General features: G+C 70.1%; 25 protein-coding genes. 17 read left to right on the forward strand and 8 right to left on the reverse strand.

The window, feature by feature from the left end; all coding sequences use genetic code 11:
• Positions 1-41: 41 nt before the first annotated feature.
• Complete coding sequence (locus tag ABZ807_RS17815; protein ID WP_357158557.1) at positions 42-728, reverse strand: hypothetical protein; 687 nt, start codon at positions 726-728, stop codon at positions 42-44.
• Between the two features lie 67 nt (positions 729-795).
• Positions 796-1,254: a peroxiredoxin gene (locus ABZ807_RS17820; RefSeq protein WP_357158560.1), complete on the reverse strand. Its 459-nt coding sequence runs from the start codon at positions 1,252-1,254 to the stop codon at positions 796-798.
• A gap of 115 nt (positions 1,255-1,369) precedes the next feature.
• Between ABZ807_RS17820 and ABZ807_RS17825 the strand changes: the two genes are divergently transcribed.
• The 14 genes from ABZ807_RS17825 (at position 1,370) to ABZ807_RS17890 (ending at position 15,127) form a co-directional block, all read left to right on the forward strand.
• Positions 1,370-1,987, forward strand: coding sequence for a helix-turn-helix domain-containing protein (locus ABZ807_RS17825; protein WP_357158563.1), 618 nt, complete (start codon positions 1,370-1,372; stop codon positions 1,985-1,987).
• Entirely contained in the window at positions 1,962-2,330 is a 369-nt protein-coding gene (locus tag ABZ807_RS17830; RefSeq protein WP_357158566.1) for a hypothetical protein, read from the forward strand. Before ABZ807_RS17825 ends, ABZ807_RS17830 begins: the two co-directional genes overlap by 26 nt.
• A complete protein-coding gene (locus ABZ807_RS17835) occupies positions 2,327-3,232 on the forward strand; it encodes an ATP-binding cassette domain-containing protein (RefSeq protein ID WP_357158569.1) in 906 nt (301 codons plus the stop codon). The genes ABZ807_RS17830 and ABZ807_RS17835 overlap by 4 nt, the downstream gene beginning before the upstream one ends.
• Positions 3,229-4,026 (forward strand): ABC transporter permease, encoded by a 798-nt coding sequence (locus ABZ807_RS17840; RefSeq protein WP_357158572.1) that lies wholly within the window; start codon positions 3,229-3,231, stop codon positions 4,024-4,026. Before ABZ807_RS17835 ends, ABZ807_RS17840 begins: the two co-directional genes overlap by 4 nt.
• A 312-nt stretch (positions 4,027-4,338) precedes the next feature.
• Positions 4,339-5,067, forward strand: coding sequence for an SDR family oxidoreductase (locus ABZ807_RS17845; protein ID WP_357158575.1), 729 nt, complete (start codon positions 4,339-4,341; stop codon positions 5,065-5,067).
• Between the two features lie 456 nt (positions 5,068-5,523).
• The gene (locus tag ABZ807_RS17850; protein ID WP_357158578.1) at positions 5,524-6,096 is read left to right on the forward strand and encodes a hypothetical protein; all 573 of its coding nucleotides are present in this window, start codon (positions 5,524-5,526) and stop codon (positions 6,094-6,096) included.
• Between the two features lie 262 nt (positions 6,097-6,358).
• Positions 6,359-6,877 carry an amidohydrolase family protein gene (locus ABZ807_RS17855; protein ID WP_357158708.1) on the forward strand — a complete coding sequence of 173 codons (519 nt, stop codon included), beginning with the start codon at positions 6,359-6,361 and terminating at the stop codon, positions 6,875-6,877.
• On the forward strand, positions 6,829-7,425 hold the full coding sequence (locus tag ABZ807_RS17860) for a recombinase family protein (RefSeq protein ID WP_357158581.1): 597 nt from the start codon (positions 6,829-6,831) through the stop codon (positions 7,423-7,425). The genes ABZ807_RS17855 and ABZ807_RS17860 overlap by 49 nt, the downstream gene beginning before the upstream one ends.
• Positions 7,426-7,862: 437 nt before the next feature.
• Positions 7,863-8,387 (forward strand): PadR family transcriptional regulator, encoded by a 525-nt coding sequence (locus tag ABZ807_RS17865; RefSeq protein ID WP_357158584.1) that lies wholly within the window; start codon positions 7,863-7,865, stop codon positions 8,385-8,387.
• The gene (locus tag ABZ807_RS17870; RefSeq protein WP_357158588.1) at positions 8,384-9,064 is read left to right on the forward strand and encodes an ABC transporter ATP-binding protein; all 681 of its coding nucleotides are present in this window, start codon (positions 8,384-8,386) and stop codon (positions 9,062-9,064) included. Before ABZ807_RS17865 ends, ABZ807_RS17870 begins: the two co-directional genes overlap by 4 nt.
• Positions 9,061-11,217 carry an FtsX-like permease family protein gene (locus tag ABZ807_RS17875; RefSeq protein ID WP_357158591.1) on the forward strand — a complete coding sequence of 719 codons (2,157 nt, stop codon included), beginning with the start codon at positions 9,061-9,063 and terminating at the stop codon, positions 11,215-11,217. The genes ABZ807_RS17870 and ABZ807_RS17875 overlap by 4 nt, the downstream gene beginning before the upstream one ends.
• A gap of 210 nt (positions 11,218-11,427) precedes the next feature.
• Positions 11,428-11,871: a helix-turn-helix transcriptional regulator gene (locus tag ABZ807_RS17880; RefSeq protein ID WP_357158594.1), complete on the forward strand. Its 444-nt coding sequence runs from the start codon at positions 11,428-11,430 to the stop codon at positions 11,869-11,871.
• Between the two features lie 10 nt (positions 11,872-11,881).
• On the forward strand, positions 11,882-12,238 hold the full coding sequence (locus ABZ807_RS17885; protein ID WP_357158597.1) for a VOC family protein: 357 nt from the start codon (positions 11,882-11,884) through the stop codon (positions 12,236-12,238).
• A gap of 459 nt (positions 12,239-12,697) precedes the next feature.
• The gene (locus ABZ807_RS17890; protein WP_357158600.1) at positions 12,698-15,127 is read left to right on the forward strand and encodes an excinuclease ABC subunit UvrA; all 2,430 of its coding nucleotides are present in this window, start codon (positions 12,698-12,700) and stop codon (positions 15,125-15,127) included.
• Between the two features lie 206 nt (positions 15,128-15,333).
• On the opposite strand, the gene ABZ807_RS17895 is transcribed toward ABZ807_RS17890, so the two are convergent.
• Together ABZ807_RS17895 and ABZ807_RS17900 are read right to left on the reverse strand one after the other, a co-directional pair.
• Positions 15,334-17,031 carry an alpha/beta fold hydrolase gene (locus ABZ807_RS17895; protein WP_357158603.1) on the reverse strand — a complete coding sequence of 566 codons (1,698 nt, stop codon included), beginning with the start codon at positions 17,029-17,031 and terminating at the stop codon, positions 15,334-15,336.
• Positions 17,032-17,392: 361 nt separating this feature from the next.
• Positions 17,393-17,821, reverse strand: coding sequence for an NUDIX domain-containing protein (locus tag ABZ807_RS17900; RefSeq protein ID WP_357158606.1), 429 nt, complete (start codon positions 17,819-17,821; stop codon positions 17,393-17,395).
• 138 nt (positions 17,822-17,959) lie between these two features.
• Between ABZ807_RS17900 and coaD the strand changes: the two genes are divergently transcribed.
• Positions 17,960-18,397 (forward strand): pantetheine-phosphate adenylyltransferase, encoded by a 438-nt coding sequence (gene coaD, locus ABZ807_RS17905; protein WP_357158609.1) that lies wholly within the window; start codon positions 17,960-17,962, stop codon positions 18,395-18,397.
• On the opposite strand, the gene ABZ807_RS17910 is transcribed toward coaD, so the two are convergent.
• The 3 genes from ABZ807_RS17910 to ABZ807_RS17920 all read right to left on the reverse strand — a co-directional run bounded on the left by ABZ807_RS17910 (position 18,394) and on the right by ABZ807_RS17920 (position 19,552).
• Positions 18,394-18,648, reverse strand: coding sequence for a hypothetical protein (locus tag ABZ807_RS17910; RefSeq protein WP_357158612.1), 255 nt, complete (start codon positions 18,646-18,648; stop codon positions 18,394-18,396). The genes coaD and ABZ807_RS17910 overlap by 4 nt on opposite strands.
• Positions 18,649-18,906: 258 nt before the next feature.
• Positions 18,907-19,200 (reverse strand): TnsA-like heteromeric transposase endonuclease subunit, encoded by a 294-nt coding sequence (locus ABZ807_RS17915; protein ID WP_357158614.1) that lies wholly within the window; start codon positions 19,198-19,200, stop codon positions 18,907-18,909.
• Entirely contained in the window at positions 19,172-19,552 is a 381-nt protein-coding gene (locus ABZ807_RS17920; protein ID WP_357158618.1) for a TnsA-like heteromeric transposase endonuclease subunit, read from the reverse strand. Before ABZ807_RS17920 ends, ABZ807_RS17915 begins: the two co-directional genes overlap by 29 nt.
• 157 nt (positions 19,553-19,709) lie before the next feature.
• Here ABZ807_RS17920 and ABZ807_RS17925 point away from each other — a divergent pair, with 157 nt between their 5' ends.
• Together ABZ807_RS17925 and ABZ807_RS17930 are read left to right on the forward strand one after the other, a co-directional pair.
• The gene (locus ABZ807_RS17925; RefSeq protein WP_357158621.1) at positions 19,710-20,684 is read left to right on the forward strand and encodes a hypothetical protein; all 975 of its coding nucleotides are present in this window, start codon (positions 19,710-19,712) and stop codon (positions 20,682-20,684) included.
• Positions 20,685-20,758: 74 nt separating this feature from the next.
• Positions 20,759-21,763 carry a tyrosine-type recombinase/integrase gene (locus ABZ807_RS17930; RefSeq protein WP_357158624.1) on the forward strand — a complete coding sequence of 335 codons (1,005 nt, stop codon included), beginning with the start codon at positions 20,759-20,761 and terminating at the stop codon, positions 21,761-21,763.
• Here ABZ807_RS17930 and ABZ807_RS17935 read toward each other — a convergent pair.
• Positions 21,751-22,323 (reverse strand): TetR family transcriptional regulator, encoded by a 573-nt coding sequence (locus tag ABZ807_RS17935; protein WP_357158628.1) that lies wholly within the window; start codon positions 22,321-22,323, stop codon positions 21,751-21,753. The two genes, ABZ807_RS17930 and ABZ807_RS17935, sit on opposite strands and share 13 nt — an antisense overlap.
• Positions 22,324-22,350: the final 27 nt, after the last annotated feature.

A 22,350-nucleotide genomic window follows, 5' to 3' on the forward strand; every position in this document is an offset into this window, starting at 1 on the left:
AGCCCCGCCCAGCGTCAACGAAACGCCGGGCGGGGACACCGTCACCGCGCCTCGCGCAGCTCCGCCAGACGCGCCTCGATCTCCGCCAGCTCCGCGCGCAGCTTCTCCGCCTGCTGCTCCGCCTCTGACCGCTCCGCCGCCAGGATCTGCTCCACCGCCTCCTGCACCCCCGGCACATCCACCAGCGCCACCATCTTCAACGCCTCCGCCGGCTTCACCACGTACGGCTTCGCGAGGGCCCTGGCGCCCTGCTGCGCCGCCACCGTCCACTCGCCGTCGGCGTACGCCAGGGTCACCGTCAGCCCGGCCGGGCTCTTCGGCTTGGCTGCCTTCACCGCCCGCCGGGCCGGTGCCTTCTCCACCTGCTGCTCCACCTTCGGCTCCTCCCGACGCGGCGCCGGCACCCGCGGGGTGTCCAGCACGAACTCCGGCTCCGCCGGCGCGGCCGGCTCCTCGGCCGGCGGCTCCGGGTTCGGCTCGACCACCTTGCGGCCCGCGCCGCGTGGCGCCACCGCCACGTCGGCGGGGGAGAAGGGCAGCTCGTCGCGGCCGAACCGGACCACCACGAACTCGTCGGACACATCGGGGTCGGTCAGCTCCACCACCTGGCCCAGTTGCCCGGCGATCTGACCCGCCGAGGCGGTGAACACCACCTTGGGCTTGCGGCCCGCGGCCAACGCCTCGCGGATGCTCTGCACCTCGTCAGTGGACAAACCCTGGCCCGCCATCACAGCCCTCTTCCGTACACCTGTTTGATTCCTGCCTTGATACCAGTTGGCTGCGACACCCGGAAGATCAACCCCCCAGCGCCCGCAACGCGGCGTCGGCGTGCTCGTTCATGCCCCACTCGCTGTGGATCACCGCCAGCACCCGGCGCTCCGGCCCGATCACGAACGTCATCCGCCGGGTGCTCAATGGCCCCAGCGGCACCCGCCGGCGCACCCCGAACGCCTGCGCCACCGCGCCGTCCACGTCCGACAGCAGCGGGTAGTCGAACCCGTGCAACCGGGAGAACTCCGCCTGCTTCTCCACCGGATCCCGGCTGATCCCCACCCGCTGCGCGCCCACCGCCGCGAACTCCGCCGCCAGATCGCGGAAGTGGCAGCTCTCCGCCGTGCAGCCCCGGGTCATCGCCGCTGGGTAGAAGAACAACACCACCGGCCCGGCCGCCAGCAACTCCGACAACCGCCGGGGCGTACCGGTCTCGTCCGGCAGCTCGAAATCCTCGACCACATCACCGACACCCACGCCCACCGCGTACCTCCATCTGCGATTCCGTCGCGGGTGAGCGTAGGCGAGCGTCATCGGCCGTTGTCGTTCCGGCCATGCCGACAACGATATCACTATCGATAGTGATATCGTTGTGGCCGTGAAGAGTTCGCACGACCGGTGGGCCGACCTCGCCCTGCACCCGGTCCGGATCCGGATCCTGCGGGCCGTGGCAGGCAGCCGGCGCACCACCCGTGACCTCGTCGCGGCACTTCCCGACATCCCGCACGCCACCCTCTACCGACACCTGGCCACCCTCGTGCGGGCCGGGCTCCTCGACGTCGTGGAGGAACGACCGGTGCGGGGCGCCACCGAACGGGTCTACGCGCTACCCGCCCAGGGGAGCACGCCCGACGCCGTCACCCTGGCCACTGCCGACCGCGAGGACCACGCCCGCTGGTTCACCGCGTTCGTCTCCAGCCTCCTGTCCGAGTTCTCGCGATACCTCGACCGCGACCACATCGACTACACCGCCGACGGAGTCGGCTACCAGCAGCTCGTGCTGCACCTCAGCGACGCCGAACTGGCCTCGTTCGCCCGCGACCTCGGCACCCTGCTGCTGCCGCTCATCGCCCACCAACCGACCGCCGACCGAACCCCCCGGCTGCTCGCCACCATCCTGCTGCCGGTCGACCAACCCGACGCCGCCCCGGGCCCACCCACGCCCGAGGACCCACGGAAGGACCAACCTGATGGCCACGACCACCCTCACCCATGACCGGGTCCACATCCGGTTCACCTCCGGTGAGCGGCTGTGGACCCGACGGGAACGGCTGAGCGTGCCACTCACCGCCGTACGGGAAGCCAGCCACGCCCCGGAGCCGCTCCGGCTGCCCCGCGGCGCCCGCAGCGGAATCGCCATCTCCGGCTTCCTCAAGATCGGCACCTGGGGGATCTTCGGCGGCCCGAGACAACTCGTGTCCGCCCGCCGCGGCCAGCCCGGCCTGCACCTCCTCGTGGACCGCGCGGCCGCGGCCGGCTACGACGAGATCGTGCTCTCCGACCCCGCCGCCCCCACCCTCGTCGAGTCGATCCGCCAGATCATCAGGAGCCACCGGTGAGCGGCGAGCACCTTCGGATCGAGGTGAACCACCTGACCAAGCGATACGGCCCGGTGACCGCCGTGCGCGACCTCACCTTCACCGTCGAACCCGGCGTCGTCACCGGCTTCCTCGGCCCCAACGGCGCCGGCAAGACCACCACACTGCGCATGCTGACCGGCCTCGTGTCGCCCACCTCCGGCACCGCCACCATCGGTGGACTGACCTACCGACGCCTCCCACACCCCACCCGCACCGTCGGCGCCGTCTTCGACACCGTCGCCTTCCACCCCACGCACACCGCCCGCGATCACCTACGCGTCTACGCGGCCCTGGGTGGACACCCCGACACGCGCGTCGACCACCTGCTGGACGAACTCGGCCTCACCACCGCGGCCCACCGGCACACCCGCACCTTCTCCACCGGCATGCGGCAACGCCTCAACCTCGCCACCGCACTGCTCGGAGACCCACGCGTGCTCCTGCTCGACGAGCCCAGCAACGGCCTCGACCCGGAAGGCATCGCCTGGCTACGCGACTTCCTGCGCACCCTCGCCGACGACGGCCGGACCATCCTGGTGTCCAGCCACGTCCTGGGCGAAATCGGACCGCTGGCCCAGAACGTCGTCGTGATCCGCCACGGCGAACTGCTCGCCTGCGGGCCGTGGTCGCAGCTCACCGGCCCGCCGACGGTCATGGTCGGCTCACCCCACACCGACGCGCTCGTCGCCGCGCTCACCGGCACCCGGACCGAACGCACCGGACCCGACCGGATCCGCGTCCACGGATTGACCGCCCCCGCCATCGCCGACCTGGCGGCACGGCACAGCCTGCGCGTACACGAACTCACCACCGAAGTCGGCGGACTCGAACAACTCTTCCTCCGCCTGACCGCTCCCACCGGACAGAAGGACACCCGATGACCCGGCTGATCACCGCCGAGTTCCGCCGGCTCCGCGCCACCCGCCTACCGCTGGGCATCCTGGCCACCGCCGCGCTGCTCGGCGGGGGACTGGCCGGCCTCATGACGGCCGTGGGCCCGGAGAACTTCACCCCACCCATGCCCGGCCTGCACACCGAGACCGGCATCCGCGCCCTGCTCGGCATCCTCGGCATCACCGGATTCGTGCCGGCCGCCTTCGGCGCCGTCGCCGTCACCTCCGAGTACCGCCACCACACCGCTGCGGTCACGTTCCTGTTCGCGCCCCGCCGCTGGCAGGTCCTCGCCGCCAAACTCACCGCCTACGCGACAGTCGCCATCGGCTACGGCACCGTCCTCGCCGGCACCGCCGCCGCCGCGATCCTCGGCGTCGCCGCCGCCCGCGGCGTGCCACTCGGGCTCCCCACCGGCACGGTGCTCGAATTGCTGGCCCGCGTCGGCGTGGCCATGGCCGCCTACCTGCTGCTCGGCGTCGGCGTCGGCGCGCTCCTGCGCCACCAGATCGCCGCGCTCGGCGTCGTCGTCGGCTACCTCTACCTCGGCGAACCACTGCTCATGCTGATCCCCGGCGTCAACACCGCCTACCCCGTCCTGCCCGGAGGAGCGACCGCCGCCCTGACCGGCTTCACCTACCTCACCGACTCGGTCGCGAAGGAACTCGGCACCGCACCCACCCCGCTGCTGTCACCCGTCGTCGGTGCACTCCTGCTCGCGACCTACACGATCATCGCCGCCGCCATTGCCGTCGTCATCCCGATGCGCCGTGACATCACCTGACCGCGAGGAGGTGGCGGCGCAGACCGCCGCCACCTCCTCGGCCACCGCCGCCGCCTGCGCCTCGTAGGACTGGCGCATCGGCCGCCCCGAACACCACTTCGCCCCACCACCGACCCCGCCGACGTGCCCACCACCAGATCCGCGTCCGTCAGCGCCCCCCCTGCGCCAGCCCGGCCAGCAGCCCCCACTCCCAGGCCAGCCCGCTCACCCCGCCAGCGCCAAAGCCCGCGTCGTCTGTGACCACCCTCTCCGTGACCGGCCCGAGCCCGAAACGGTAGCGTCGCCACCACACAGGCGCAGGGGAGCGGTCCATTGAATCCGGTCACGGTCATCACCGGCGGCAGCCGCGGCATCGGCGCTGCCGTCGCCCGACGCCTCGCCCACGACGGCCACCACATCGCCATCGGCTACCGACGCGACCACGACGCCGCCACCACCGTCGCCGCCGACATCCGCGCCCTCGGCCGGCACGCCGTCGCCGTACCCGCCGACACCACCGACCCCGACCAGGTCGCCCGGCTCTTCGACGCCGCCACCGACCTCGGCCCGCTCACCGGCCTGGTCAACAACGCCGGCGTCACCAGCCCCATCGGACCCTTCACCGACCTGCGCCCCGACGACCTGCGCCACGTCGTCGACGTCAACCTCATCGGCTACGTCCTCTGCGCCCAACAGGCCGCCTGCCGCCTCACCACCGGCGGCGCCATCGTCAACATCTCCTCCGCCGCCGCCACCCTCGGCAGCCCGGGGGAGTACATCCACTACGCCGCCGTCAAGGCCGCCACCGACACCCTCACCATCGGCCTGGCCAAGGAACTCGCCCCGCACGGCATCCGGGTCAATGCCGTCGCCCCCGGCCTCATCCGCACCGACATCCACGCCCTGTCCGGCATGCCCGACCGCCCCGACCGCAACGCCGGCCGCGTACCGATGGGCCGACCCGGCGAACCCGACGAGGTCGCCGGCGCCGTCGCCTGGCTCCTCAGCCCCGACGCCTCCTACACCACCGGCGCGGTGCTGCGGGTGGCCGGCGGCCTGTGACCCGTCCCCCGAGAGCCCGGTAGCCGAAACCATGGGCACCCCGGGTGCGCGTCCCAGGCCCTCGACGCCTGATCTTGTAAAAAACAGCGGTAGGTGACGGTGTCCTCGCCGACCCATGCTCACCCCAGACCAGGCCGCGCTCGCCCAACGCCTCTACGACGAGCGGGAGAAGACCGTCCAGCAGATCGCCGACATGTTCGGCGTACCCGGTCGACGGTGTACGGACACCTCGACAAGACCAAAACCGTGCCCCGCCAGTCGAAGAAGGCCGCGGTAACGAAGTCCTGACCACCACCTTGCGGCTGGTGTCTGAGCTGAGAGTCCCAGGCCGAGTACGGCTTCATCGACTGTTTACGCTCCAGCACTATGACCGGTTCGACAGGAAGTACCCCCCGCCGATCGCGCAGGCGGACGTCGAGATCCCCATCAACGGCACGTTCTGACCTCGCCGACCTGATGCCCCACAGGCACACGCCGGGCCGGGTCCTGGTCGTCACGCTGCTCGTCGTGACGGCCGGGTACCTGGCCTGGCGGGTCGCCGTCCTCGCGGGCCTGGAGGCCCACTTCGGCAGCGGCTTCGACGAGCAGCGCTTCAACCGGCTGCAGCAGGAGTACGACCGCCGCGAGGACGCCTTCGCCCGGGCCGACGCCCGGATGCGGAAGCTGATCGCGGAACACCCCCGCGCCGAACGCATCGACTGGAGCCGGTACCGGACCTGCGTCCGCGAGCCCGGCCGCCCCTCCGACACGTGCACGACGACGCCCCCGCGCGACCAGAAAGTGTACGACGCCCTCTGGGGCGTCAGCGTGATCCTCTACCAGCCCAAGGACGAGGGCCGCACGTTCTACCGCTTCTACCACGAGGACCCCCCGCGCTACACGATCATGCGCGCCCCCGAGGACACCGCGGAGGAGGCCGAGGAGTACGCGGACGCCCACGGCTTCCGCTCCACCCGTCCCCTCGGGCCCGGCTGGACGATCCTCGGCCCGATCGACGACATCGGCCGCGAGGAGAAGCAGTTCCCGTAGGAGGGCTCGCGGAACGCTTCGCCGGGAAGCAGCAGGGAAGCAGCAGGCACGAGAGGAGACCCCCACCCCCGTGGACACGTTACTGATCACCGCCGACCGTGTCATCGCAGGCCCCGCGGACCGGGTGACCGCCGACGGCGCCGTGCTCGTCGACGAGAGCACCGGCTCCGTATCCGCCGTCGGCCCCGCCGCCGAGCTGGACGCGACGGTGGACCCCCAAGTGCCCCGCCTGCGCTGCCCGGGCGCGACGGTGCTGCCCGGCATGACGGACTGCCACGTCCACCTCGCCTTCGACTCCGGCCCCGACCCCATCGGCACGACGGCGCAGGCCACCCCGGCAGAGCACTCCGCAGGCATGGCGGAACGCGCCCGGCAGCTCCTGACAGCCGGAGTGACGACGCTGCGCGACCTCGGCGACCGCGACGCCCTCGCGGCCTCCCTCCGCTCCGCCATCACCTCCGGCGCCCTCCCCGGCCCCCGCATCCTCACCGCGACCGCCCCCCCTGACCTCGCACGGCGGCCACTGCGGCTTCCTGGGCGGCGAGGTCACCACCGACGACGACATTCGCGCCCGCATCGCGCACAACGCTTCGCTCGGCGCCGACGTCATCACGACGATGGCCAGGAACTTCAGCCCCTGCGCCGTAACGCTCGGGCGCTCCATCCAGACCGGGCGCTCGGTGTGGCGGCGGTCGCGGCGCAGCAGAGCCGTAAAGGAAGCGGTGCTCATCGATGGACCCCCTGCTCGCCGAGGCGGTGTGCGACCTTGTTCGCGAGGTAGATGAGGACGAAGCCGATGACGCCCTTCATCAGACCGGCCGCCTCGAACGGCAACTGGACGCGCTATCTGCCGCAGGTATCCCAGACGAGCGGATCCACACCGACAAGAAGACCGGCGCCACCGTCGACCGCGACGGCCTCACCGCACTCTTGAAGTACGCCCGCCACGGGGACACGGTCGTGGTCTACACCCTCGACCGGCTCGGCCGGAACCTCCGCGAAGTCCTCAACCTCATCCACGGCCTCGCCGAACGCGGCATCGGCGTGCGCTCCCTCGCCGACCCGCTGCCGATCAACACCACCAACGAGGGAATGGGCCGCATAGCGTTTCTGCTCCTCGCACTGTTCGCCGACATGGAACGCACCTTCACCGCCGAACGCGCCGCCCACGCCCGCGCCGTGGCCGAAGCCGGCGGCCGCCCAGTCGCCCACCCCGCCGACAAGATCGAATACGCGCGGCTACTCAAGGAACAAGGCCACAGCCTCGGCAAGATCGCCGCGAAGGCCGGTATCCCAAAGACCTCGCTACACCGCTACATCCACGCCTGACAGGTCACTCAGGACCTACCGCTGTTTTTTGCAAGATCAGGCGTCAAGGGCCTCCCACCGCCGGTACCGGTCCTCGGCCCGCAGGCGTGTCGGGCGGGTTGTGGGCGCAGGCTGTCGCGTCGCGGTGCAGCGCGTGGATCGTTCCCACGTCGGCGGCGACCGGCCGCCGCAGGAACAGCCGCGCGGTGAACAGTTCCTCGCCGTCGTACCGACGCCCCGGTATCCGGCGACTGTAGAGGCCCCGACCCCGCTCCACGTACCCCCGCTGATGACCACGACTGTGGCGCTACCCCGCCAACGGCGTCGCCGGGCGTCGGTCCGCGTAGGCAGGCCGGGCGAGGCGGGGCAGGACTGCCCAGGTGCTGCAAATGTGCTGGTGGGCTGGCGAAGACCCGAGTGTATGTACGCGAGGTATACCTTCGGTGTAGTCTGCTGGCATGAGCGTTCCACTCACCCTCCTCGGCCTGCTCGAACGGGAACCCCGACACGGGTACGACCTGAAGCGCGACTACGACGCCTACTTCGGGCGGGGCAAGCCACTGCCGTTCGGCCAGGTCTACTCGACCCTCAGCCGCCTGGCCCGCGACGGCAAGGTGGTGATCAGCGAGGTCGGCCCCGGCGCCGGCCCCGACCGCAAGCGCTACATCATCACCGATCTGGGCGCGACCGAGGTCGAGCAGTGGCTGACCCAGCCGGTCGAGCCGGAGCCCCACCTGCAGACCGTGCTCTTCGCCAAGGTCGTGCTCGCGCTGATGCTGGACCGTCCCGCCGGCGAATACCTCGACACCCAGCGCAGCGCACACCTGCAACGGATGCGCGACCTCACCGAAATCAAGCGCACCGGCAGCCTCGTCGACGCGCTGCTCGCCGACCACGGCCTGTACCACCTGGAGGCGGACCTCCGGTGGATCGAGATAACCGGCGCCCGGCTGGACGCCCTGAAGAAGACGGTGCGGGCATGACCATCATGATCGAAGCGCGGAACGTCGAGTTCTCGTTCGGCAAGACCCCCGCGCTGCGGGGCGCGAGCATCGCCGCGGACGCGGGCGAGATCCTCGCCATCATGGGCCCCAGCGGCTCGGGCAAGTCGACGCTGCTGCACTGTCTGGCCGGCATCCTCGTTCCCGACTCCGGCGAGATCCTGTTCGACGGGGCCCGGGTCGACTCCATGACCGAGACCGAACGCAGCAGCCTGCGCCGCGACCGCTTCGGGTTCGTGTTCCAGTTCGGCCAGCTCGTCCCCGAACTCACCGCGGCGGAGAACGTCGCCCTGCCGCTGCTGCTCAGCGGGGTCCGCCGGACGGAGGCGCTGCGCAAGGCGTACGGCTGGTTCGAGCGCCTCGGCCTCGACGGCATGGAACAGCGCCGGTCGGGGGAGCTGTCCGGGGGGCAGGCGCAGCGCATCGCCCTCGCCCGCGGCCTGGTCGCCGAGCCGGAGGTCCTCTTCGCCGACGAGCCGACCGGCGCGCTCGACTCACTCACCGGCGAACAGGTCATGGACCTGCTGGTCGCCGCGGCCCGCGAGCAGGGCACCACGGTCATCCTGGTCACCCACGAGCCACGGGTCGCCGCGTGCGCCGACCGCGAGGTCATCGTCCGAGACGGGCGCGTGAACGCGCCGGAACGGATCGCGTCATGATCGGCTTCGGGCTTCGCCTCGCCATCGCCGGCGGCCGGGAGGCGCTCACCCGCCTCGTCATCATCGCCGCCGCTGTCGCCGTGGGCGCCGGGCTGCTACTGGCCACCCTCGCCGGGGTCAACGCCGTCAACGCCCAGCTCACGCGGTACGCGTCGATGAACCCCATCGCATCGACGGACGGCGACGCGGATCCACTGTGGTGGTCGACGCGGCAGGACTACTTCCACGGCAAGCAGATCTTCCGCATCGACGTCGCCGCGACCGGACCGACCTCGCCCACCCCGATCGGCATTCCGACGACGCCGGGGCCGGGGGAGTACTACGCCTCACCGTCGATGCAGAAGCTGCTGGCCGCCAACCCGGCCGACCAGCTCGGCAACCGATACCCCGGACATGACCTCGGCACGATCGGTCCGGCGGCGCTGACGTCGCCGGACACCCTGCTCGTCATCGTCGGCGGTACCTCCGACGACGTCGCCAAGCTACCCCAAGCCAAGCAGCTCACCAGCGTGGGCGACAACACTCCCGCGGTTCCCGAGACGGTGGTGAACCTCATCCTCGGCGTGATAGCCGGCGGACTGCTGTTTCCGGTGCTGATCTTCATCGGTACGGCCACCCGGCTCAGCGCCGCCCGCCGGGAGCAGCGGTTCGCTGCGATGCGCCTGGTCGGCGCGACGCCGAAGCAGATCTCGGTGGTCGCAGCGGTCGAGGCGGGCGCCGCCGCCGTCGCCGGCACCGCCCTCGGCTTCATTCTGTTCTTCGCGTTCCGCGGCTCGCTCGCGAACATCCCGTTCACCGGGACGCGGTTCTTCACCAGCGACATGTCGCTGGGTGTACTGGACGTCCTGCTCGTTGCGCTCGGGGTCCCGACCGGCGCGGCAGTGGCGGCGCAGATCTCGCTGCGCCGCGTGCGGATCTCCCCGCTCGGCGTCACCCGGCGGGTCACCCCCCGCCCCCCGCGTGCGTACCGGCTGATCCCGCTCGTGCTCGGCGTCGGTGAGCTGGCATTCGCCATCGGCCACCGGCCCGAAACGTCCGGCGGCCAGACCGCGGTGTTCCTGCCAGGGCTCCTGCTCATCATGGCCGGCCTGGTCCTCGCCGGCCCCTGGCTGACGATGGTCGGCGCCCGGGTCATGGCCCGGTTCGCCAGCCGGCCCGCCACGCTCATCGCCGCCCGACGCCTCGCCGACAACCCGAAGGCCGGCTTCCGGGCGATCAGCGGCATCATGCTCGCGCTCTTCGTCACGAGCGTCGCCGTCGGCGTGATCACCACGATCGGCGCCAACCGCGGCCCGGCACCGATCGGTTCGACCGACGCCGGCACCCTGTCCACCATCTTCACCGAAAACCCGCCGTCGGTGCCCGGCACGGTGCTGGCCGACCTGCGCTCGATCCCCGGCGTGCAGACCGCGACCGTGGTCCGCGAGAACCCGGTCAGGACCGGCGAGGCCGGGGTGATCACGTGCACCGACCTCCCGAAGGAGTACGGCCGGTGCGCCGACGGCGCCACCGCGGCCGTGGTACCGACGGACTTCATCCCCTTCGGTGAATCGGCGTCGTCCACGAGGGTCTGGCCAGCCGCATCGGTCGCACCAGGCGACCTCCAGCGATTGCCGGTGGCGTCGATCGTCGTCGGAACGGACGGTTCGACCGCCGCGCTGGAACGCTCGCGCACGGTCCTCGAGTCGGCCTACCCGACGGCCTTTCGGGTGGCCCCGCACGTTCCCGGCGACTTCGAGTCGGAGTTCGCCAACACGCTGCGTGCCTGGCAACAAATGGCCAACGTCATCATCATCGCCAGCCTCGCGCTCGCCGGCTGCAGTCTCGCGGTCAGCGTGGTCGGCGGTCTCAGTGAGCGCAAGCGCCCGTTCAGCCTGCTCCGCCTCAGCGGCGCGCCGGTGCGGGTCCTGCGCCGCGTGGTCGCGCTCGAAAGCGCCGTACCGATGCTCGCCGTCGCCGTGGTCGCGATCGGCATGGGCTTCCTCGCCGCACAACTGTTCCTCAGGGCGCAGATGGACTACACGCTCACCGCGCCGGGCGTGGGGTTCTATGTGATCGTCGTCGTCGGGCTGGCGGCCTGCCTCGGCATCATCGCCTCCACGCTGCCGTTGCTGGAGCGCATCACCGGCCCGGAGACCGCACGCAGCGAATAGTTGTGGGCAAGCACTGTCGCCAGGCGCGGCGGGATGATCAGTTCGTGGTGGTTGAACCTGAGACTCCCGTCGCGCTCGGCGAGCTGATCCGCAGGGCCTGAACGGGTCGAGAACGTAACGCGGAACACAACCAGGCCTGAGCGGACACGGAGTGGAGTGGGACGCCAGCGGCGCTGGGCAACGCCGGTGCGACGTGGCACGATTTCGCAGGTGACCAGCAGTCCCGCCGCTGCACAGCACCTGCGCGACCTCGCGCGGCTGCGCCGCGTCCGCGACCGGATCGACCGGGAGTACGCGCAGCCGCTGGACATCGAAACGCTCGCCCGCGGCGCGCACATGTCAGCCGGGCATCTCAGCCGCGAGTTCCGGCTCGCCTACGGTGAGTCGCCGTACGCCTATCTGATGACGCGGCGCATCGAGCGCGCGATGGCGCTGCTGCGTCGTGGCGACCTCAGCGTCACCGAAGTCTGTTTCGCGGTCGGCTGTTCGTCGCTGGGCACCTTCAGCACTCGCTTCACCGAGTTGGTCGGTGTGCCGCCCAGCACCTATCGGAGCCAGACAGCTCGCGCGACGGCGGAGATACCGCCGTGCGTCGCGAAACAGGCGACCAGACCGATCAGGAATCGAGAAGCGCGGGCCACGAGCCGCACGTAGCGTGACCGCCATGACCGACTCTTCCATCCAGGGAATCAAGCCCGTGCTGCATCCCGTGTCCGACCTGGCGACGGCCAAGGCGGTGTACACCGCCCTGCTTGGCGTACCGCCACAGACCGACGGGCCCTACTACGTCGGCTTTGAGGCCGCGGGCCAGCACATCGGGCTGCTGCCGGGCGGTGGACCGCAGCGCATGACCTCACCGGTGACCTACTGGCACGTGCCGGACATCGAGGCGAAGCTGGCCGAGGTGACCGCCGCGGGCGCCACCGTGAAGGAGCCCGCGCACGACGTCGGTGGCGGCCGCCTGGTGGCCACCGTCACCGACCCCGACGGCAACGTCCTGGGGCTGCTCCAGGACCGATGAGTGCCGGCCCCCGCTCCCGCGCTCAGCGTCGTCGCGACACCGCGCATCGGCTCACCCACGACATCGATGTCTGGGTGGCCAGTGCCTCGGCGGACGGTGCGCCGTACCTGGTGCCGTTGTCCTTCGCCCAAGGAGGACGAGGCGCTGCTGGTGGCCACGCCGACGGACAGCCCGACCGGCAGTAACCTGGCTGCCAGCCGAACCGTTCGGCTGGGGCTGGGCCACACCCGCGACGTGTCGATGATCGAGGGCGAAGTCGAGATCCTCGAGATCGACGCCTCGGCCGGGCGTCGCGCCACCCCGGCCGTCACCGCCATTCAGGTGGACAACGGACCGGTGCCGCGACCGCGCCGCCGAAGGAGAACCAGACGTACTGCTCGAAGCTGGTCAGATCGAGCCAGGCGACGCCGACGGAGGCCGTGAAGGCGGCCCCGCCTCACAGATGGAGACACAATGAGCATGGCCACGAGGACGGACCCGCAGTCGCCTGCGCCGCACGCTGCCGACAGCCACGATCTGATCCGCGTGCAGGGCGCGCGCGTGAACAATCTCAAGGACGTCACCGTCGAGATCCCGAAGCGCCGGCTGACGGTGTTCACCGGCGTCTCCGGCTCGGGCAAGAGCTCGCTGGTGTTCGGCACGATCGCCGCGGAGTCACAGCGGATGATCAACGAGACCTACAGCGCCTTCGTGCAGGGCTTCATGCCGACGCTGGCGCGGCCGGAGGTCGACGTACTGGAAGGCCTGACGACGGCGATCATCGTCGACCAGGAGCGGATGGGCTCCAACCCCCGCTCCACCGTCGGCACCGCCACCGACGCCAACGCGATGCTGCGCATCCTCTTCAGCAGGCTCGGGCAGCCGCACATCGGCTCGCCCAACGCGTACTCGTTCAACGTCCCCTCGGTGAAGGCCAGCGGTGCGATCACCATCGAGCGCGGCGCCGGCAAGACGAAGACCGAGAAGGCGACCTTTACCCGTCTCGGCGGCATGTGTCCGCGCTGCGAGGGCATGGGCTCGGTCACCGACTTCGACCTGTCCGCGCTGTACGACGACAGCTTGTCGCTCAACGAGGGCGCGCTCACGATCCCCGGCTACAGCATGGACGGCTGGTACGGGCGCATCTACCGCGGCAGCGGCTTCTTCGATCCGGACAAGCCGATCCGCAAGTACACGAAGAAGGAGCTGCACGACCTGCTCCACAAGGAGCCGACCAAGATCAAGGTCGAAGGAGTCAACCTGACGTACGCGGGGCTGATCCCGCAGATCCAGAAGTCGTTCCTGTCCAAGGACGTCGACGCGATGCAGCCACACATCCGCGCCTTCGTGGAGCGGGCGGTGACGTTCACGACCTGTCCCGAGTGCGACGGCACCCGGCTCGGCCCGGAGGCCCGCTCGTCCAAGATCAAGGGCAAGAACATCGCCGACCTCTGCGCGATGCAGATCAGCGACCTGGCCGACTGGGTCCGCGACCTCGACGAGCCGTCGGTCGCCCCGCTGCTCACCGGACTGCAACACCTCCTCGACTCGTTCGCGGAGATCGGGTTGGGCTACCTCTCGCTCGACCGGCCGTCGGGCACCCTGTCCGGGGGAGAGGCGCAGCGCACCAAGATGATCCGCCACCTCGGCTCGTCGCTCACCGACGTCACCTACGTCTTCGACGAGCCCACCATCGGCCTGCACCCCCATGACATCCGGCGGATGAACGACCTGCTGCTCCAGTTGCGCGACAAGGGCAACACGGTGCTCGTCGTGGAACACAAGCCGGAGGCGATCGCGATCGCCGACCACGTCGTCGACCTCGGCCCGCGTGCCGGCACCGAGGGCGGCGAGGTGGTGTTCGAGGGCACCGTCGAGGCGCTGCGGGGCAGCGACACCCTCACCGGACGCCATCTCGACGACCGGGCCGCCCTCAAGGAGACGGTCCGGACGCCGTCCGGGGTGCTGGAGGTGCGCGGCGCCAACACCCACAACCTGCAGGACGTCAACGTCGACATCCCGCTCGGCGTGCTGGCCGTCGTCACCGGGGTGGCGGGCTCCGGCAAGAGCTCACTGATCAACGGCTCGGTCTCCGGCCGCGACGGTGTGGTGGTGATCGACCAGGGCGCGATCCGCGGTTCGCGGCGGAGCAACCCGGCGACGTACACCGGACTACTCGACCCGATCCGCAAGGCGTTCGCGAAGGCCAACGGCGTGAAGCCGGCGCTCTTCAGCTCCAACTCCGAGGGCGCCTGCCCCACCTGCAACGGCGCCGGCGTCATCTACACCGACCTGGGTGTGATGGCCACCGTCGAGTCCACCTGCGAGGAGTGCGAGGGGAAGCGGTTCCAAGCGTCGGTGCTGGAATACACACTGGGCGGCCGGAACATCGCCGAAGTGCTCGCGATGTCGGTGACCGAGGCCGAGGAGTTCTTCGACGACGGCGAGGCACGCACGCCGGCCGCCCACAAGATCCTCGACCGGCTCGCCGACGTCGGGCTCGGCTACCTCAGCCTCGGCCAGCCGCTCACCACGCTGTCCGGCGGCGAGCGGCAGCGGCTCAAGCTGGCCACCCACATGGCCGAGAAGGGCGACGTCTACGTCCTCGACGAGCCGACCACCGGCCTCCACCTCGCCGACGTCGAGCAGCTGCTCGGCCTGCTCGACCGGCTCGTCGACTCCGGCAAGTCGGTCATCGTCATCGAGCACCACCAGGCGGTCATGGCGCACGCCGACTGGATCATCGACCTCGGGCCCGGCGCCGGCCACGACGGCGGCCGGATCGTCTTCGAGGGCGCACCCGCCGACCTCGTCGCCGCCCGCTCCACCCTCACCGGCGAGCACCTCGCGGCCTACGTCGGCACCCGACCGAGGCCCTCGCGGACACCTGTCCCTTCCCATTCATCCTGAGCCACCTGAACCGCCCCTGACCTGCGGTGGCTCAAGATAGTGAGATCAGCTGCGGCTGTTCCCACTATCTTGAGCCAAGCCCAGGTTCTTGCCGTGCGACGCTGGAGAAGCTGCCTTCCACCGACCGTGGGACACGCCTCGGGGCAGTTACTGTGCGCTACTCCCGTCCGGCGGACGGAGGGGTGACGGCGGGCGACGACGCTGGGTCAGCGCGGACCGCAGGTCCGGTGCGGCAGGCTGCTGAGGAACCGATCTACTTCGTGTCGGAACGCTGTCGGCTGCTCGACCCAAGGATGGTGTCCGCACCGCTCGATCGTCACGGCCCTCCCTGCGGGGAAGAGATCAGCGAGTGCGATCCCCTGAGTGGCGCCAGCGCTGCAGTCCTGTGCTCCCACGACGATGAGGACGGGTACGGTGACCTTGCCGAGCCGTTCGGCGAGATCGTGTGGTGGATCGACGCTGAAGAACGCCCTGTTCGCCGCGAAGCTCGTACGCCCGATCGCCGCATGAGCCTGCTCTGTCGCTGTCCACGTGGCATAGCCGAGCGGGGCGACACGTGACCACCAGGCGTTGAAGGCGTCATCGTCGTGGGCGTCGGGGCCGGCGGCCCAAGCTGTGAGGGCCGCGTCGAACGCCGGCTCGCCCCGCCGCTTGTCGATGAGTTCCCCGGTGTCGGAAGGTACGTCGACCAGATAACCCGCCGACGGCGTGACCAGTATCAGTCCCGCGAGACGCTCGGGGAACTGGGCGGCGTAGCTGATCGCCAGTCTCGTGCCGGCCGAGTGTCCCAGCAGGTACACCTGTTCGAGGCCGAGGTGAGCGCGCAGGTGCTCGATGTCCTCGGCCTGCTGCCAGTGGGAGGCCGCCTCGGTGGAGTCGGGGAGCGGGGACAACCCCACGCCTCGCAGGTGGGGCACGATCAGGCGCTGCCCCACATCCAGTCCAGCCAGATCGCCGAGGTAGCTGGGATCCCGCGCTGCGCCACCGGCAAGCGTGATCAGCGGCAGGGCGCCGTCGTGGTTGTCGCCGCGGTACAACTCGTCGTAGTGAAGCTGCGCTCCGTCGACGCCCGTGAAGACCGACATCGCTCGACGGCGCTGATCGGCGGCCAGCGGGGACCGCCGCTCGGCAGCGACCGCCGACGGCGTGCGCGTCGCGCGAGCGCCGGCTCCGACGAGGTGCCGGGCGAAGAAGGGCTCGGAGCTGTCCAGTTCGAACGCGGGTACGCCCGTGTGGTGGCCGGGGTTGGCGTGCAGCGTCTTGTCACGGGAGGCGAAGGCGTCGAACAGCGCGAGCGCCCGGTCACGCGGTACCAGTTCGTCGTCCCACTGCAGCAGGAACTCGACGGGGACGGTGACTCGGGCCGCCGCGTCGGCCAGGGCCTCGTGGCCCACGAGACCGAAGACGGCGGCGGTGATCCTCGGTTCGGCCGCGGCCAGCGGCACGCCGATCGCGCTGCCCAGCGACACGCCCCAGAACCCCACCGGCCCGCCGGTGCCGATGTCGCCGAGTTCCTGGAGGGCGTCCAGGGTGGCCTGCCACTCGGGTACGGCGCGTGCGGCGCATGCGGCGTTGTGGCGGGCGATCTGCTGGCCGATTGGCTGGCCGGCCGCCCTCCGCTCGCTGATGTCTGCCGAGAACCGTTCGTCCTGTTCGGTTTTCGGCCGGTCGCCATGCGCGGGCGCGTCGATGGCCGCGACCGCGAAACCGTGAGTCGTCACGTAACGGTGGGCACGGGCCACCAGGCCCGGGGCCTTCTTGTGCTGGCCACCGCCATGGCCCAGCAGCACCAACGGGCGGCTACCAGCGGCGTCGGACGGTGACCAGAGCACGCCGGTGATGCCGTCGAGGACGAAGAGACGTTCCGAGACCCCGTTGGAGGTCGTCTGCGAGGTGAAGTGCATAACTTTGTTTGCCTTTCGGGATGCCCTGCGGGCGCCCCGACGGCCACCTACGTCAGCGGAACCGCACAACCTCGACGGAGGGGAGCACCCAGCCTGAAACAGCGTTGATGGGTCTCACCTCCTCGGGTCGGTCACGCGCGGCGACAGTACCAGGCACCCGCCACGCGCTCGACCCGGCGAACCTCGTGATGTCGTTGACCCAGGCAACGTGACCACGCACGGATGTGCCGTAGGACGTGGGTAAGAACTCCGCCTGCTCGCGCGCGAACAACACTGTCCGCTCTCAGTGATGCTGAGCCACCCCGGGCCGTCTGAGCTGCGGTGGCTCAACATTACGAGAAGAGGAAGCGGCCCACGCTTCTCATAATGTTGAGCCAAGTTCGGAAACGGGATCGGCGATCCACGGGGCGGCGTCATCGGCCAACGCGAGTGTCAGGCAGCGTGCCCGATGGGGAGGCAGCGGCGGCACCGAGTTCGGATCGAACCAGCCGACCTCGACAGACTCGTCGTCGTTGACCCGGGCGTCGCCCTCCACGAGTCGGCATCGCAGCCCAATGGTCAGCCAGTAGACCTGGTCGCCGTTGGGCGCGACGGACAGGTCCAGCGCCTCTACGGAGAGGAGACGCTCCACCCGCACGCGGACACCGGTTTCCTCGAACACCTCGCGCAAGGCACCGTCGGCCGGGTGCTCGCCGGGTTCCAGGCACCCGGTCGTGAGAGCCCACCCGCCGCTGTCCGACCGGCGAACAAGGAGCACCCGGTTCCGATCGTCGAGCACGACGACGATCACACCGCTCAGCGGCAGTGGGGCATGACCGATCTTGGAGCGTAGGGCGCGACGAACTCAGGTATGGGCATGCCAGCCACCTCATGGATGGCCCGCCAGTAGCCTCCGGTGAGCCGCCCGGACGGCAGGTAGCATGTGTCGATGCTTCACAAGCCTGTGGGCGATCCCCGAAGCTCCCGAGCTGTCTATCCCGGAACGTTCGACCCCTTCACTGACGGTCATCGGGATCTCGTTGATCGGGCGCGGCGCTTGTTCGAACACGTAACGGTTCTGGTCGCGGTCAATGATAAGAAGCGGCCCACCAAGACCGGTGCGGAACGCGCCCTGGACATCCGTGCCACTCTCCGGGCGGACTGGGAGAATGTGACAGTCGTAGCCTGGAGCGGGCTGACAGCGGCCTACTGCCAACAACACGGAGCCGGAGTGATCATCCGTGGCGTGCGGAACGCCATCGACGCGGTGCGCGAGTATCAGCTGGCAGCCATGAACGAGACGCTGGGTACCACGACCTTATTCATGCCGGCTCGGCCCGAACTAGCGACGATCTCCTCGACCGCAGTCCGCGCAGTAGCGACCTAGCCACGCCGTTCTCGCTCGACCGCGGCTGGGAGATCAAGACGACCGCCGTGCTGACCACCGATGGCGGCAGACATGTGGTCTCGCCGTTGCTCGACCATCCAGTTGCGCAGAGGAGCATTGTTCGCCGAATCGTCGTTGGCGATGCTGTTGCGGCCGACTTGATCCAGGAAGAGTTGCTGGTCAGCACGGTCAGCCGAGATAGCCAGGCGCCGCCAGAACGGCGATGACAAGACGCTCAGGATGCCGATCACCTCTGGGTAATGGGCAGCGTGGTGGTATGACCACAGCGGGAGGCAGTCCGTCCAGGATTCCCGAGGGCGGCAGGGGAGCAGGGTTGCTGGCCGACACCAGTTCCAGGGCCTGCATAATTTGCGACAGGGGACAATCGGTCTCTTTGTCGAGGACATCGCTCAACCGGACCATCGTCGCGGAGACCGACACGACGGTGTACAGGGAGCCAGAGAGCCGGATGGTGTCGCCAGGTTGCAAGACCCGAGGCTGCGAGACCGTCACTCGCCGTCACCGTCCGTATGGATCAGTGACGCCGAAGACAGGGGAGAGGCGGCCAGGTCGGTTCTCAGAGCCTGACGCCAGAGCAGGTGAAACAGGGTGGGCAGCACCGCGATCGGGTCACCGACACGACGGACACCCTCCATCAACTCGGTGGAGACAGCGAAGATCCGCAGCAAGTTCGCCGCACGCCCGCGATGCAGACAACGCGGATGACGGTAGCCCGCAAGCCAGCGCAGATTCGCGGCGAAGACGGCATCGAGTTCACCAACGCGCCGAAACCGCCATCCCACCGATCCACAGGCACGAGCGGTGGCCCTCGAATGCCTCTGCGTCCTCCGGCGCGATCCGATCATCCGGCCGGACGTCGACCACCACGCCGGTCCCATCGGCCATCTGAACGAAGTAGTCGGGCGTGTGCCACCGCTGGCCTTCTTTCTTATGCCAGTCGAGCTGGATTGGTTGCGACGCCAGACCGGTCACGGCTGGGTCGAAGTCGAGGAGCATGACATGGTCACGCTCCAGCCAGGACTCGTAGCCGACGTGGTCGGAAATGATGGCGGACCACCACAGTCCGTCGAAGCTGCGCTGACCGCGGTATGAGTTGAACTTCCGGACCGGTCGCGCTGTCTCGAACGGCTCCATCTCTTAGTTCGATAATGTACATTATGTCAAGTAGGGTCGGTGACCCCTCTCCCTACCGGGGGTTCGCCGCCCACCCCGGGCCGGGCGGCGGACCGGATAATCTTCAAGGGTCCGGCCGGTGGTTCCGCGCCAGCCACCGCGCCCGTACCGTCGCCTGGTGAACAGGCGCAAGGTCATCGTGGCAGGGCTCGGAGCGGTCGTCGCCGAGGTGGTCGCCAGCGCCTGGCATCCGGTGCCGGTCTACATCGGCTGCCTGGCAAGCGCGGCGGTCCTGCTCGTGGCGGCCGTAATTGCGGGCTGGCGACGCAACGGGCAACCTCCGGCGGCCTTCCTGGTCGACGAGCACGACCGGAGCTTCCGGACGCCGGTGCACGCCAACGGCCTACTCCTGTGCCTGGCCAGCCTGCAGCTGATCGGGTTCCTCCTGGCACTCACCCAGGAGACCTGGCTCGGCCTGGTCGGCGGGTTGTTCTTCGGCGGCATCCTCGCCGGAACGTGGCGGGCGTACTGGCGGGGTGCCGGGTTGACCCTGCGGCCCAGCGGGATCGAGGCCGGCAAGGCGGCCGGCGCACTGATGATCCCGTGGGAGGCGCTCGCGCCGGAGCCGCCGGGCCGCGGCGAGAACTGGGGGCAGCTCAAGCTGGCGTACGCCCGGCCGGAGCTGGTCGCTGCGACCGGATGGACACTGGCGCGCGATGAGGTCGTCTTCGAGGGCGCGAACCCGGACTTCGTGGCCAAGGCGATCGCCACGTACGCGGACGAGCCGGACCGCCGGCACGCGATAGGCACCCTCGCCGAACTCAAGCGCCTGCAGGAAGACCAGGCCGCGCGCCCACCCGGGATCTTGGAAATGGGCGAACCTGCACCCACCCGCACGACCGTGCGGCGGTTGATCGTCGCGCTGGTCCTGCTGGCCGTCAGCATCCCCGTTGCCGCTGCCGCGGGGCAAGGCTGGCTGAGACTGCTCGTCAGCCCTCTGGGCTGGTTCGGCGGGCACCAGTTCTATCTGGCGGTGACCGGCTGGCGGGCGGCCCGCCGAGCCCAGCGCGGCGCAGCCGAGTCTCCATGCGAAGCGGCTCCGAGGCCCGTCGGCGGACATGACGTCTCGACAGCCGACTACGTCGATCTCTGACGGCGTCAGATCTCTGCTCCCTCCCCACCCCGTCCTCGCTCCCACAGACATGAAAATCATGCATAATATGCCTTATGCATGACAAACGGGACGAATCGGTAGGACATCTGATCGAGGAGTTCCTGACCGCGCGGGCCACCCGCAAGCCCTCCCCTCACACGCTGGAGGCGTACCGGCGGGACCTGCGGGCGGTGGCCGCGCTGGTGGGCGAGGACCCAACCACTCCCCTCCCCCTCGACCAGGTGATGATCTCGACCCTCTCCCCCCGGGTGATGCGGGCGGCGTTCGCCCGGTATGCCGCTCCCCGCGCAGCGTCGTCGGTGCACCGGGCCTGGTCGGCCTGGAACAGCTTCTTCACGTTCCTGGTCGCCGAGGGGGTGGTGGCGGGCAACCCGATGCCGGCGGTGGGGCGGCCCCGGGCTCCGCTCCCCCAGCCCAAGCCGCTGCGGGGTGAGGACACCCCGGAGGAGTTGCTCGCCTCGGTGGCGCGGGAGGACGGGCGGCAGCGTGACCCGTGGTCGGAGCGGGACGTGGCGGTGCTGGCCCTGGCGCTCTGCGCCGGGCTGCGCCTGTCGGAGCTGTTGGCACTGCGGGTGTCGTCGCTGAGCGGGAGGGCCGGTGAGCGGCGGGTCGACGTGGTCGGCAAGGGTGGCCGGCCGCGGGTGGTGCCGGTCGAGCCGGAGCTGGACCGGGTGGTGGTGGCCTACCTGGACAGTCGGGCGCGGCGGTTCGGGTCGCGCAGCGTACGGCCGGATTCGCCGTTGCTGGTGGACCGACGGGGTGAGGCGCTGCGGCGGGGTGGGCTGCAGTACCTGGTGGACTCCTGCTACCGGCGGGCGGGCATCGGTGACCGGGTGCCGCAGGGCGCGCGTTTGCACGCGTTGCGGCACACGTTCGCGACCCGGTTGGCCGAGGACGGGGCGAGCGCGGCGGAGATCATGCGGCTGCTGGGGCACGCGTCGTTGGCGTCGTCGCAGACGTACATCGAGGTTACGGCGGGTCAGCAGCGGGCGGCGGTGCGGTCGAACCGCACCAACCGCGCGCTGGCAGGGCTGGTGCCGGGGGTTCAGGCGAGTTGAGGTGGGCCGGCGAGGATGGCCGGGAGCACGGTGGCGATGGCGGTGGTGGGGTCGAAGGCCGGGTCGGGGAAGGCGAGCTGGTTGTTGAGCAGTCCGTCGATGACGGCGAGCAGCAGGCGCAGGGCAGGTACGGGATGGCGGGCGCCGAGGGCGGCCATGAGGGGCGCCGCCCAGGCGGTGAGCTCCTGCTGGGTGCGGGCGATCTGGTGTTGGAGTGCGGGTTGGTGGGCGGCCTCGCCGAAAATGGCGAGGCGGGCGAGGGTGAGCACTCGGCCGTCGTGGGTGAGGTGGTGGACGAGGGTGCCGAGCGCGGTGGTGACGGTGTCGGGGGTGATGTGGTCGAGGCTGCCGGTGAGGTGGTTCCAGCCGGTGATTTCGATGTCGAGGATGCGGGCGAGGACGCCGGTGAGCAGGGCTTCGCGGGTGCGGAAGCGGTTGGAGGTGGAGCCGGCGGGCAGGCTGGCCGCCTCGTCGACGGCGCGGTGGGTGAGGTGGCGGAGGCCGCGGGTGCCGAGGACGGTGATGGCGGCGTCGAGGATCTGTCGTTCGCGGTCGGCCATGGGTTGACACTACAGGGGTAGTTTTAT

The organism is Micromonospora sp. NPDC047548 (assembly GCF_040642975.1).
GTDB lineage: Bacteria > Actinomycetota > Actinomycetes > Mycobacteriales > Micromonosporaceae > Micromonospora.